At 34.4% G+C, this 14,135-nt stretch carries 10 protein-coding genes and 2 pseudogenes; all 12 read left to right on the plus strand.

Annotated features, from left to right (window positions below; translation table 11 throughout):
- The first annotated feature begins 109 nt into the window (after positions 1-109).
- Complete coding sequence (dinD, locus tag J2W48_RS08530) at positions 110-952, plus strand: DNA damage-inducible protein D (RefSeq protein WP_310280331.1); 843 nt, start codon at positions 110-112, stop codon at positions 950-952.
- Positions 953-1,213: 261 nt separating this feature from the next.
- Positions 1,214-2,614 (plus strand): DUF1800 domain-containing protein, encoded by a 1,401-nt coding sequence (locus J2W48_RS08535; RefSeq protein ID WP_310280332.1) that lies wholly within the window; start codon positions 1,214-1,216, stop codon positions 2,612-2,614.
- A gap of 11 nt (positions 2,615-2,625) precedes the next feature.
- Positions 2,626-3,792 (plus strand): DUF1501 domain-containing protein, encoded by a 1,167-nt coding sequence (locus tag J2W48_RS08540; RefSeq protein WP_310280333.1) that lies wholly within the window; start codon positions 2,626-2,628, stop codon positions 3,790-3,792.
- Between the two features lie 152 nt (positions 3,793-3,944).
- Entirely contained in the window at positions 3,945-4,151 is a 207-nt protein-coding gene (locus J2W48_RS08545) for an addiction module protein (RefSeq protein WP_310280334.1), read from the plus strand.
- 25 nt (positions 4,152-4,176) lie between these two features.
- Positions 4,177-4,449: pseudogene (locus J2W48_RS23080) on the plus strand (type II toxin-antitoxin system RelE/ParE family toxin); the annotation flags it as partial.
- 337 nt (positions 4,450-4,786) lie between these two features.
- Positions 4,787-5,623 (plus strand): prephenate dehydratase, encoded by an 837-nt coding sequence (locus J2W48_RS08550; protein WP_310280335.1) that lies wholly within the window; start codon positions 4,787-4,789, stop codon positions 5,621-5,623.
- A gap of 78 nt (positions 5,624-5,701) precedes the next feature.
- The gene (locus J2W48_RS08555) at positions 5,702-6,847 is read left to right on the plus strand and encodes a pyridoxal phosphate-dependent aminotransferase (RefSeq protein ID WP_310280336.1); all 1,146 of its coding nucleotides are present in this window, start codon (positions 5,702-5,704) and stop codon (positions 6,845-6,847) included.
- A 194-nt stretch (positions 6,848-7,041) separates the two neighbouring features.
- Positions 7,042-7,902, plus strand: a complete 861-nt coding sequence (locus tag J2W48_RS08560; RefSeq protein WP_310280337.1) for a prephenate dehydrogenase — start codon at positions 7,042-7,044, stop codon at positions 7,900-7,902.
- A 12-nt stretch (positions 7,903-7,914) separates the two neighbouring features.
- Complete coding sequence (locus J2W48_RS08565) at positions 7,915-8,997, plus strand: chorismate mutase (RefSeq protein ID WP_310280338.1); 1,083 nt, start codon at positions 7,915-7,917, stop codon at positions 8,995-8,997.
- Positions 8,998-9,217: 220 nt separating this feature from the next.
- Positions 9,218-12,610, plus strand: a complete 3,393-nt coding sequence (locus tag J2W48_RS08570; RefSeq protein WP_310280339.1) for a VIT domain-containing protein — start codon at positions 9,218-9,220, stop codon at positions 12,608-12,610.
- 136 nt (positions 12,611-12,746) lie between these two features.
- Positions 12,747-13,730 carry a ribosome small subunit-dependent GTPase A gene (gene rsgA, locus J2W48_RS08575; RefSeq protein WP_310280340.1) on the plus strand — a complete coding sequence of 328 codons (984 nt, stop codon included), beginning with the start codon at positions 12,747-12,749 and terminating at the stop codon, positions 13,728-13,730.
- Positions 13,731-13,753: 23 nt separating this feature from the next.
- Positions 13,754-14,117: pseudogene (locus J2W48_RS08580) on the plus strand (four helix bundle protein).
- Positions 14,118-14,135 lie beyond the last annotated feature (18 nt).

Consider the following 14,135-nt stretch of genomic DNA (forward strand, 5'->3'; position numbering starts at 1 on the left):
AAGCAGGAATTATCGTATAGTTATAATTTACATAAAGAAAAAGATGTAATTTTTATTTGGGAGTTAAAGTAATTTAGCTCCCTTTTTCTTTAAAAAAAGATGCAATTAGATGAAAAATGAGTTAATAAAAAGTCTAACCAATGATTTTGAAGATCATTCTCAAAAAACCGAAACAGGTATAGAATTTTGGTTTGCACGAGATATTCAACACCTATTAGGGTATTCAGAATGGAGAAATTTTAATAAAGTTATTTTAAAGGCTAAAACTTCTTGTGAAATCACGGGTCACCTGGTATTAGACCATTTTGTTGACGTCAACAAAATGGTAGTTATTGGTTCAGGAACCGAAAGGGAAATTGATGATATTATGCTAACGAGATATGCCTGTTATCTCATTGCTCAAAACGGGGATTCAAGAAAGGAACAAATTGCATTTGCACAAAATTATTTTGCTATACAAACAAGAAAGTTTGAAGTAATTGCTAAAAGAATAGATGATTGGGAAAGATTAAACGCAAGGCAGAAACTGACTTTATCTGAAAAAGAATTATCTGAACTCATTTTTGAAAAAACAGGTAACGATAGAAATTTTGGAATAATTAGAAGTAAAGGTGATCAAGCTTTGTTTGGAGGTAAAAACACATTAGAGATGAAAAAGAAGCTAGGTGTTCCGGAAAGTAGACCACTTGCAGATTTTTTGCCTACAATTGTAATAAAAGCTAAAGATTTTGCCACGGAAATTACAGTATTTAATACAAAAGATAAAGGTTTGTCAAATGAATTGAGTATTTCTTCTGAACATATTAAAAATAATAAGGGAGTTCGGAAATTATTATTAGACAGAAAAATTGTTCCTGAAAATTTGCCTGCAGAAGAGGATATAAAAAAGTTAGAAAGAAGAGTTAATTCAGAAACTAAAAATATTGAGAAGAATCCGGACAAATTAACTTAAATCCTCTTAAATGAGTTAATTTTTAAAGAGTTTTGAAAAAATATAATTTTATACGTTGCATTCATTCGTATAAAAAAAGCAGTTATTGAGTGATAGCTGCTTTTTTGTTCGTGTTTAAATTGTTTAATTAATAATATCGACATAAATTCCTCGTTTTAGTATTATCCAAAACCTCAGGGGCTTAGCTGCTCAGAATCTAAGCACACCCTATTTAAACCTTTCCATAAAAACTAAGTCTTATTTCTAAATAATTCCTGTGTTATGAAAAAAAGCAATCTTTGGTCGTTACGATTAGGCTTTTCCGGAAAGGAAGCTGCTAAAATTGAAAAGCTTGGTTTAGAAAAGTTTCTGAAGCGATCTTATGATGCCAAGTTCGATAAAAATGTACCAGTTTTTTTAAATGATCATCCCAAAACGCTTGCTGAAATAAAAGCATCCCGGGAATCCGTTAAAAATTTGGATAAGGAGGAGAAAAAGAAAATTCAAAAGAAAGAAACTAACGCTAAAGCAGAACTAAAAAAATGGTGGATAGCAAAAATGCAGACCAATGAATTTCCACTACGTGAAAAAATGGTTTGTTTTTGGCACAATCATTTTGTGGTAAGTTCAAATAAAGTCACAACCAATTACTGGATTTATCAGCATAATATGATTTTGCGGGAAAATGCTTTTGGGAATTTCAAGGAACTGACCAAAAAGATTGTAAAGTCGAATGCAATAGTTAAGTATCTGGATAATGTGGATAATAAAAAAGGTAAAATCAACGAAAACCTAAGTCGCGAATTATTGGAATTATTCACTATCGGAATCGGGAATTATACCGAAGAAGATATCAAAAACGGTGCACGCGCTTTGGCAGGATTAAATACGGGTGATGAAGGCGCGCTTTATAAAATAAAAGCAGAAGACAACAGCGATAAAACCTATTTTGGAAAAACCGGAAACTGGAAAGCCGATGATTTGGTCGATATTATTTTTGAACAAAAAAACATTCCCTATTTAATTACACGAAAAATTCTGAAATGGTTTCTCTACGATAATCCCTCAGAGGAATTGGTCAAATATTATGGTGATTATTTCAGAAAAGTAAATTTTGAAATCGAGCCATTACTAACCAAAATTTTTACCGAAGAATTTTCCAAAGATCGTTCGGGCAATAAAATCAAGGATCCGCTAGTTTATATTTTACAGCTTATTGACGAATTGCAATTGGGCGAATATGATGCTACCATGGTTGTTGCTTTTTTAAGGGGACAAGGAATGGATTTGTATAATCAGATTAATGTGAAAGGCTGGGATGGTGGCAACTCATGGCTGACTTCACAAGTATATCTGCAACGGAATAACACTTCAGATTTACTCTGCAGCAGTCGAGGCCTTTCAAAAAAAGTACCCAACATGATGATGGATGATGAAAATTCAAAGCCTAAAAAGGAATTGGAAAAAAGAGAGGTCAGGATTGAATATGATTCTAACGGAAATAATAAAACCATCATTGCCGAATTATCCAACAGGTTGTTATTTAATGTAAATGAATCGATGCAAAAAGATATGGAGAATTTACTTAAATACGATTTTGACCCTAAAAATCCCAATGCCAATTTTGCCGTAATTCGGTTGTTCAATTACATTACAAAATTGCCGGAATATCAGTTGATTTAAAACGTAAAGCTATGAACAGAAGAAATTTTCTAACGTTAACTGGAACTTTTACTGGAGGAATGCTGGTGCTTCCAAGCTTTTTACACGCTTTTGGTACACAGAATAATCTGGTTATTGGTGAACAATGTTTGGTATTTATTCAGCTCAACGGAGGAAATGATGGGCTGAACACTTACATCCCATATGATAATCCGTTGTATTATGATTTAAGAACCAAAATTGCCTTAAATAAAGATGTTGTAGTGGGAAAAAATAGCGGAATGGCATTTCATCCTTCGCTAAAAGATTTTGCCGAGATGCAGCAAAACGGAGATTTAACCGTAATTCAAAATGTCGGTTATCCGGAACCTGTTCGTTCGCATTTCCGCAGTCAGGAAATTTGGCAAACGGCTGCAGATTCCGATAAATATATCAATGAAGGTTGGTTAGGGCGCTATTTAGACTTACAATGCCACGATCATCAGCCGACTGCCGGAATCAATCTGGATTCGATAGACAATCTGGCATTAAAAGGAATGGAACCCAATTCCATTACGGTAAAAGATCCGGATCGTTTTAAGATAAAACCAAAAAAGGATGAAAACGCAAAGTTGTCCGATAATCCGCAATTGGATTTTGTCCGTAAAATTGCCAATTCGGTCATAGAAGGATCAGGTGATATTCAGAATGCCCTGAAACAATCCAAAACAGAAATCAGTTATCCTAAAACAGGATTGTCCAAAAATCTGGAATGGATTGCACGATTGGTAAAAGGAAACCTGAATTCGAAAGTCTATTACACATCGCTTGGCGGTTTTGATACGCATGATAATCAGCTTTACATCCACGAAAGAAAACTAACAGAATTGAATGATGCATTATTTAGCTTTTATAATGATCTGAAACAGGCACAATTGCTTCAGAATGTTACAATTGTTGTGTTTTCAGAATTTGGAAGACGTGTCAAAGACAACGGACGCGGAACCGATCACGGAACTGCAGCGCCTATGTTTGTAATTGGAGGCAATAATAAGGGAACAATTCTGGGCAATAACCCCAATTTAGCTGACTTAGATAATGGTGATCTAAGACACCAAATTGATTTCAGGTCTGTTTATGCTTCGTTGTTACAGCAAAAAATGGGTTTTGATTATTCAAAAATCGGAATTAAGAATAATCCGGTTTCAGGATTGTTTTAGTTTTTTCTGGAGCTGTTTCCCGCTGTACGTTGCAATCTTTTTATTTTTAAAGGAAAATAAAAAGGATTTCCACTTCCATCGGGGCTAAAAAATATTCTCGTTTCAAAATTAAATTTGTCTAAATTTGTAATATTCAATTAAATAAAAAAGATATGGAAATTAAAAATTTATCTAAATATAGTGACGCTGAGAAAATTGTTCTGGCAGAACAACTGTGGGATAGTGTTTCCAAAAAAGATTTGGAGATTTCCGATGCAGTGAAAAATGAATTGGATATTCGAATCAAAAACTTAGAAGAAGGAAAAACAGAGTTGTACACTTGGGATGAAGTTAAAAGCCATTTAAAAAACATCAGATAGTGTACAAAATTCATTTCGTAAAGAAGCGTTATTTGATATTGAAGATATAGTTCTTTGGTATGAAGAGCAGAGAATTGGGCTTTCTTACGATTTTGAACTTTGTTTTGAAACCGGAGCTGATGCTGTTTTAAGAAATCCGGATGCTTTTCAGAAGAAATATAGAAACATAAAAGTTAGATTCATTTCAAGGTTTCCTTACGGTATCCATTACAGATTTGAAAAAAATGAAATTGTTGTAATTGGTGTTTTTCATACTTCTCGTTCTCCTAAAAATTGGTCTAAAAGATTAGGATTTTAAATGAAACCTTATAACCTACCTTAAACCAATTGTATAAATCTCATTTTAAACCTGATTTATTAAAATATCATACAAAACCAGTTTAATTTGTTAAGAAATCCTTTTTTGTTTCAGAAAAAGCAATATTTTTTTTGGTGCAGTTAAAATAATTTATACATTCGCACAGAATCTAAAAAATAACACAAACAAAATGGCAACTAACCGTTTTTATTTTAGCAACAACTTTTATTTCTTCTTTAGTAGAAGTTAGGATTGTGCTATGGTTATTTGAGAAAATTAAAAGACAAATAAAACTAATATACAATCCTGATGAAAATCAGGATTTTTTTTTGACTATATGACAACTAAAATTGCAATACAAGGTATCAAAGGATCTTTTCATCATCAGGTAGTGAAAGAGTATTTCTCTGAAAATGTTGAAATTGACGAATGTTTATCTTTTGATGAATTGATTGACAGTCTGCTTTCGGGAAAAACGGATCAGGCGGTAATGGCAATTGAAAATTCGATCGCGGGACCAATTATTCCGAATTATGCTTTGATTGATAAAAATAATCTGCACATAATAGGAGAGCATTATTTAAGCATTCATCAAAATTTAATGGCTTTAAAAGGTCAGAAGATTGAAGATATTAAAGAAGTTCATTCACACCCGATGGCATTGTTGCAGTGTATGGATTTCTTAAAGCAATATCCAAACATCAAATTGGTAGAGGATAAAGATACAGCTGAAACAGCCAGAAGAATTGAGCAAAATCAATTAACAGGGATTGCAGCAATTGGAAGCAGAACGGCATCTGAAATGTATAGTTTGGAAATTCTGGCACCGGAAATTCAAACGATCAAAAATAATATGACGCGTTTTGTGATTATTAAAAAACAGAATTCATTTTTACCGGAAAGCGAAATCAACAGAGCTTCGATCAAATTTGAATTAGATCACAAAAGAGGAAGCTTGGCAGCGGTTTTGAATGTAATGAGCGACTGCAAACTGAATTTGACAAAAATCCAGTCGCTTCCAAAAATTGAGACACCCTGGAAATATTCATTTTTCGTAGATGTGACATTTGAAAATTACGAGGATTATTCGAAAGCCAAATCGTTATTGAATATTATGGCGGAATATTTTAAGGTGTTGGGAGAATATAAAAACACGAAGCCTTTTATAGGTTAGAGGTTATTTGTTAAAAGTTAGAAGTTAAAAAAAAGCATAAAGCTTAGGGTCTTAAGCCTAAGGCAAAAAAATGAAAAAATGATTACAACAGCAAAAAGATTAGATACAGTTGAAGAGTACTATTTCTCATCAAAATTGAGAGAAGTTCGTCAACTAATGTCTGAAGGAAAATCAATTATCAATATGGGAATTGGAAGCCCTGATTTGAGTCCGTCCAAAGCCGTTATTGAAGCGGTAACTTTGGCTATTCAGGACGAAAACGGACACGGTTATCAGAGTTATCAGGGATTACCTGAATTGAGAAAAGGAATGGCCGATTTTTATCAGGATCAGTTTGGTGTTGAATTAAATCCGAATAGTGAGATTTTGCCTTTGATGGGTTCGAAAGAAGGAATTATGCATATTTCGCTTGCATTTTTAAATGAAGGCGATCACGTTTTGATTCCAAATCCGGGTTATCCGACGTATACTTCGGTAACGAATTTGGTTGGAGCTGTTCCGGTTTATTACGATTTGAAAGAAGCGAATGCCTGGGAACCGGATTTTGAAGCTTTAGAGAAATTAGATTTATCAAAAGTAAAAATTATGTGGCTGGGTTATCCACACATGCCAACAGGAGCGAGAGGAAGTTTGGCGTTATTTGAAAAATTGGTTGCTTTTGCTAAAAAACATAACATATTATTGGTTAATGATAATCCGTATAGTTTTGTTTTGAATGATAATCCGATGAGTTTATTGCAGGTTGAAGGCGCGAAAGAAGTGGCTTTGGAATTAAATTCTTTGAGCAAAACGTTCAACATGGCAGGCTGGAGAGTGGGAATGGTTTTGGGAAATCCTGAAATTATCGATGCAGTCTTAAAAGTAAAAAGCAACATGGACAGCGGCATGTTTTACGGAATTCAGAAAGGCGCAGTTGCAGCTTTGAATTGCGATAAATCATGGTTTGAAGACCAAAACAAAATTTACAGACGCCGTAGAGAATTAACAGAAAAATTAGCTAAAAAATTAGGTTGCGAAGTTTATAAAGAAGGAGTAGGATTATTTGTCTGGGCGAAATTGCCGGAAGGAATAGCATCAGCAGAGAAGTTTATTGACGAAATATTATACGAGAAACATATTTTCATCACACCGGGAACTATTTTTGGAAGTAATGGTGAAGGATATATCAGGTTCTCATTGTGTGTGAAGGAAGAAAAAGTACAAGAGGCGATTGATCGGTTTTAGATTGTCTTTGCGAGGGACGGGCGCCATCTCAACTGCTGAGTCAATTGTTAGTGTGATTGCTTCGTTCCTCGCAATGACAGAGGTGTTAAAAAACGAGAAGCCTAGCCCTGATAGAAGTGGAGATCCTTTTTTGCCAGGGTTCGGCAGAAAAGATTGAAACGGATAGCAGGAATTAGCTTCTAATAAAAATAAATATGAAAGTATACGTAATAGGAATAGGGCTGATTGGCGGTTCGATGGTGCTGGACATCAAAGAGAAACATCCGGATGCTACTATTTTTGGAATCGATAAGAACGAAAATCATTTGCAGGAAGCAATTGATTTGGGTGTTATCGATCAGGCAGGAAACTTTGAAGATTTGGCTGAGGCCGATTTTGTAATTGTTTCGGTTCCGGTTGATGTTGCCTTGATCGTTTTGCCCAAAGTGCTAGATGCAGTTGGTGATAAAACCATTGTTTTTGAAGTAGGTTCGACTAAAAAGCCAATATGTGATGCGGTTGCAAGTCACCCGAAAAGGAGAAATTTTATAGCAACGCATCCTATTGCAGGGACGGAGTTTTCAGGACCTTCGGCGGCGATAAAAGGGTTGTTTCAGGGAAAAACGAACATCATTTGCGAGGTGGAAAAAACCACTTTTAAATTGCAGGAAAAGGCATTGCAGCTTTTTAGCGAAATTGGAATGAGGATACGATATATGGATCCGACTTCGCACGACAAACACATTGCTTACGTGTCGCATTTGTCGCATATTAGTTCGTTTATGCTCGGTAAAACGGTTATGAATAAAGAAAAAGACGAACAGGATATTTTTGATATGGCGGGAAGCGGATTTGAAAGTACGGTTCGTCTGGCAAAAAGTTCTCCCGCAATGTGGACGCCGATTTTTAAGCAGAATAAAGAACATGTTATTGAAACTTTGGAAGAATATATTTCGAATCTCAGTAGGTTTAGAGATTTGTTAAAAGATGAAAATTACAATGCCATTTTTGAAGAAATGGAAAGCACAAATAAAATAAAAGAGATACTAAACGGATTAACAACAACTAAAAAGTAAATTAGAATAAAGATGGAAAATAAGAAAGAAATGAAAAAGTGGTTAGAAGAGTTCAATTTGAATCACCCACTTGTGATAGCTGGACCTTGTAGTGCAGAAACAGAAGAACAAGTATTGAAAATTGCTCATGAGTTGAAAAACTCTGACGTAAGCGTATTCAGAGCTGGAATCTGGAAACCAAGAACTCGTCCGGGAGGATTTGAAGGAGTTGGTGAAATTGGTTTGAAATGGTTACAAAAAGCAAAAGCTGAAACTGGTTTATTGATGGGAACTGAAGTTGCTACTGCAGCTCACTGTAAATTAGCTTTGGAACATGATATTGACGTTTTATGGGTTGGAGCGCGTACAACTGCAAACCCTTTTGCGGTTCAGGAAATTGCTGATACTTTGAAAGGAACTGATAAAATTGTTTTGGTTAAAAACCCGGTCAATCCGGATTTAGCTTTATGGTTAGGCGGCGTTGAGCGTTTGCACATGGCTGGAATCGAAAAATTAGGAGTTATTCACAGAGGATTTTCGACTTACGAAAAAACTAAATACAGAAACATTCCGGAATGGCAGATCGCTATCGAATTGCAAAATAAATTCCCTGATTTACCATTAATTATTGATCCGTCCCATATTACAGGAGATCGTAAAATGATTTTGGAAGTGACTCAGGAAGCTTTAGATTTGAATTACGATGGTATGATTATCGAAACGCATACTGATCCGGATAACGCTTGGTCAGATGCTGCTCAACAAGTAACCCCAGAAGCTTTGAAACAAATTTTCAAAGACCTGAAAGTAAGAAATATTGATAATACTACAGATGAATACGGTCAGAAAATGTCAAAATTAAGAGCTAATATAGACGTTTTAGATGCTAACTTGTTAGAGTTATTAGGAAAACGTATGAAAGTGGCTGACGAAATTGGTCAGGTAAAAAAAGAGGCGAATGTTGCGATTCTTCAAAACAATCGTTGGAATGAAATTTTAGGGAAAATGATTTTGGAAGGCGAGAAAAAAGGCCTTACTGAAGAGTTTGTTTTAAAAATGTTCAAAGCAATTCACCAGGAAAGTATTGGTCACCAGGAAAAAGTTTTGAATGCGTAAATTGTTTTAAACCATATAAGTGATATAAGTTAATTTAAGTTTTTGCTAACTTGTTATTTATGTTTGTTATATCATAGATGTGATTTAAATATTTAAAATAGAATCTCCATCCCTTTGAAAATAAGGGTTGGAGATTTTTTTATGAAATTAATCGAAGTTGTTCCCAACCTTTTTATGATTTCGGTTCTCTATATCAATATACAACCTTAACTTTCGTATCATGAAATCAAATATGTATTCGTTTAAGCCGGAAATTTTTCTGGGAAACCTGAAATTGATATTTTACTTTTTGCTTTTTTTGGGAGTAAAAACTTTTGCACAAAGTCCTGAGATGACGGTAAAAGGAGATGAAGCTGAAAAAGTGAGAATGAATCAGCTGATTGTGAATGTAAAAGTGGTAGGGAATAGTGCCTACACTACTGCCGAAATGCATTTTTTTAATTCGGGTACTCGTCAGATGGAAGCTGAACTTATTTTTCCGTTGCCGGAAAATGTTTCGGTTTCGAGGTATGCCATTGATATTAATGGTAAAATGCGGGAAGCAGTTCCGGTAAATAAAAATAAAGGAAAACAGGTTTTTGAGGCAATTGAACATCGTCGTGTTGATCCGGGATTGTTGGAAAAGGTGGATGGAAATAATTTCAGAACAAGAATTTATCCATTAATGCCTAACGGGGAACGAATCGTGATTATTGGTTATGAAGAAGAGCTTTCTGCTTTTGATAAAAATAATCTGGCGTATCAATTGGTGAGCCGTTATCCTAAAAAACTGGATAAATTTGAGATTACTGTTTCGGTTTTAGGAGTTTCGGCATCGCCGAGTGTTGTGGAAAATTCAGGAGAAGCAATTGCTTTCACCAACTGGAATCAATCATTTCAAACTTCTTTGAAAAAGGAAAATTATCAACCTTCTGAAAAACTGCTTTTCAAGATTCCGATTCAGCAGAATATTCCAAGTGTCGTGATGCAGAATGTTGGAGGTCAGCATTATTTTTATGGAAATACTTTTATTGAAGGAAATAAAGTAGCTAAAAAACTCTCAGGTTCAATTGGATTAATTTGGGATAATTCCCTAAGCTGTCAAACCAGGGATTTGAAGAAAGAACTGGACTTGCTGGATACTTATTTTCAAAAAATCAAGAATACGAAAGTGACTTTATACTTTTTGAATTACACTTTTGAAAAACAAAAAGAATATGTGATTTCGAATGGAAACTGGGCAGAATTAAAGGCGGTTTTGCAAAATGCGAAGTACGATGGAGGAACACGTTTCTCGCAAATCAATTTTACCGGTCATGATGAATACTTGTTTTTCTCGGACGGATTATCTTCCTTGAGTGAGAATATGTTGCCAAAAACTAAAAAGCCTGTTTACATGATTACTTCTTCGGCTTCTGCAGATTTTGCTTTTCTGAATTATTCGGCTATGCAAACAAGGGGAAATTTCATCAATTTAAATCAATTGAATTTAGAAAATGCTTTGGATAAATTGGTGAATACAAATTTGAAATTTTTAGGGATAAAAGAGAATTATACCGTGACAGATTTGTTTCCGATGCCAGGAACTTCAGTTTCTGGAAGTTTTAGTTTCTCCGGGATTTCTTTAAATCCAAAAAATGAAATTACGCTTTTGTTTGGTTATAATAATGAAGCTGTTTTAGAACGAAAAATTATTTTGGATGCTTCAACTCAAGGCACTAATGATGTTAATATTGAAAAACTTTGGGCACAGAAAAAAATTGCCAGCCTTGATTTGCAATATGCCAAAAATGCCGAAGAAATTGAACTTTTAGGAAAAAAATACGGAATCATAACCAAAAATACTTCGCTGATTGTTTTAGAAGATATTCGGGATTATATTATGTATGATATTATTCCGCCAGCCGAATTGCGTGTCGAATTTGACAGAATCAAAAAACAGGAACATGACAGCAACCTGGCAAAACAAAAGAATAACTGGGAGAATATTGATAGTTATTTTGCAGGATTAAACATTTGGTGGAAACAAAACATCAAGTATTTGGCTCCTAAAAAAGTGGTAAAAACGAAAGTTAAAAATTCAGAAGAAGTAGGTAATAGTTTACGAAGAAGTACAAATGTTGCAGCAGGATTTGTTTCTGGTGTGGTTTTAGATCAAACAGGTACACCATTACCGGGAGTAAATATTTCAGTAATGGCAGAAAGCACAGGAGTGAGTACAGATTTTGATGGTAAGTTTACGATACAAGCGCCGGAAAACAGTAATCTTAATATTAGTTATATTGGTTTTGAATCTACTCAAATAAATGTAGGGAGAAACAATATAGTTACGATACACTTGAGAGAAAACTCTAATACACTACAAGAAGTTGTTACTATTGGTTACGGAACAGTTAAAGGAAATGCTAACGCAACTATGACAGCTGATGAGCCTGTTGGTTCAGGAACAGTTACGGTAATAGTACAAGAAGATAATAATGTATATAATGACTCTTCTCCGTCAACTGCAAAAGTTGATCAGGTTCGATTTGTTGCGCCTACTGTAGCGCAGTCTAATGAGGTTTACAGGGATGGTGATAAAAAATCGGATGAATTACAAGAAGTAGTGGCAATTGGATATGGTAAACGTAAAAGAGATGATATTACCTTGGAACAAGAATTAGCAGGTAGAGTGGCTGGAATAGACACTTTGAATTTTGTTTCTGGGTATGTAAGTAACCAAGAAGTTCAAAGTGAAGCTAAAACATGGAATCCAGACAGATTGTATTTAAAAGCTTTGGCAGCAGCTCCAAAAGAAAAACAATACGATTTGTATTTCGAATTGAGAAAATATCAGGAAAGAAACCCGAGTTTTTATTTTGATGTAGCACACTTTTTCTACAATCAGGGAGATGTTAAAAAAGCATTACAAGTGATTAGCAATATTGCTGATTTAGGTTTAGAAAATCATCAGCTTTATAAAACACTGACTTATACATTGCGTCAATGGAAGGATTTTGATGATGCCTTATTTACTGCAAAACAAATTGCAAAATGGAGAGCTCATGAACCTCAAAGTTTGAGAGATTATGCTTTGGCTCTGGAAGATGCAGGGAAATATCAGGAAGCTTTTGATCAATTAGTTAAAGCTTTGGAAGTAAATTATTACGGAGAAATGAGCGGACAATATGAAGGTGTTGAAGATATCATTCTGATGGATATTAATCGGCTAATGACTGAGGATACAGGTTTGGATTCGGGCAAATTAGACAAAAAATATCTTCAGAAAATGCCGGTTGATATTCGGATTATCATGAACTGGAATTTGATGGATGTCGATTTAGATTTGCATATTATCGAACCAACAGGCGAGGAATGTTATTACAGCCATACGACAACAGAGGCTGGTGCAAGATTTTCAAAAGATTTTACTCAGGGTTACGGTCCGGAACAATACCTGATCCGAAATGCTGTCAAAGGGAAATATCAGATAAAAACCAATTATTTTGGAGAAAGCGAACTGACTGAAAATGGTCCTGCGACAGTTATGGTTGAAATTTATACGATCAAAGCAGGAAAAACGACCAAAGTTTTAAAAACAATTCAGTTAGGGAAAATCAAAGAAAATGATGTTTTAGCCGAAATTGTCTGGTAGGCAATTCAAATTCAAAGTATGTATTCAATTTTAAAAGGCGAAGTTGCGTTGTTCAATTCTAAAAACGTAATTTTGCCTTTTAATATTTTTTAGATTACGGAGCAATCTAAATCTAAAATCTAAAATCTAAGTTTGAATGACAGGACTCGTTTATAAATCTACAGGAAGTTGGTACACCGTAAAATCAGAACAAGGCGATTTTATAGAATGCCGTATGAAAGGGAAGTTTAGGATGAAAGGTATTAAAAGTACCAATCCTATTGCTGTAGGTGATATTGTCGATTATGAATTGGAAGAAACTTCGGATGCCGTAACCGGAACGATTTTTAATATTCACGAAAGAAAGAATTACATCGTTCGTAAATCGGTTAATTTGTCGCATCAGATGCATATTATTGCATCGAATATTGATCGTGTTTTTTTACTGATAACGATCAATAATCCTCCAACTACTTTTAATTTTATCGATCGTTTTCTGGTAACTGCGGAGGCTTACAACATTGAAACTATTCTGGTTTTTAATAAAATTGATACTTTTGATGAGGTCACAACAGATGATCAATTATACATGCAATATGTGTATCAGCAAATTGGCTACAAATGTCTTCGCGTTTCCTCTACAGAAATGAAAGGAATTGATGAATTAAAAGAAATGATGATTGGAAAAGTAAGTATGTTTTCAGGACATTCCGGAGTTGGGAAATCTACTTTGGTAAATGCGATGGAACCTTCTTTACATCTTAAAACCAAGAACATTTCTGAGGCAAGTAAACAGGGACAGCACACGACTACTTTTGCAGAAATGTATGATTTATCTTTTAATGCAAAAATCATAGATACTCCCGGAATAAAAGGATTTGGAATCGTTGATATGGAAAAAGAAGAAATCAGCGGCTATTTTCCTGAATTCTTCAAACTGAAAGATCAATGCAAGTTTAACAATTGCCTGCATAAGGAAGAACCGCATTGTGCCATAAAAGCAGCTTTGGAAAAAAATGAAATTGCCTGGTCACGCTATAACAGCTATCTTAAAATTATGGAAGGTGATGAGGAAAATTATCGTACCGATTCTTATGATGAAGATCGAAAAATTAGTGATGAAACGAGAAACCAAAAGTAATTGTGAATGGTTAATTGTGAATTATGGCTGAGAATATAATAAAAGTAAAATCGTTTAGTTTTGCATTGAGAATTATTAAGTTATCTCAATTTTTAAATGGCGAAAAAAAAGAGTTTATTCTTAGTAAACAATTACTTAGAAGCGGTACAGCAATTGGGGCATTAGTTAGAGAATCCGAACAAGCAGAAAGTAAAAAAGACTTTATACATAAAATTAGCAATTGCTCAAAAAGAAGCTAATGAAACTGACTATTGGTTAGAATTGTTGTTTCAATCTGATTATTTGAATCAAACTCAGTTTCAATCTATAAAATCGGATATTATTGAGATAAATAAAATTTTGGCTTCTATTATAATTACCACAAAGCAAAAATTATCCGCAAAATGAATTCACAATTAACCATTC

The sequence above is a fragment of the Flavobacterium piscis genome (assembly GCF_031457575.1).
Classification (GTDB): domain Bacteria; phylum Bacteroidota; class Bacteroidia; order Flavobacteriales; family Flavobacteriaceae; genus Flavobacterium; species Flavobacterium piscis_A.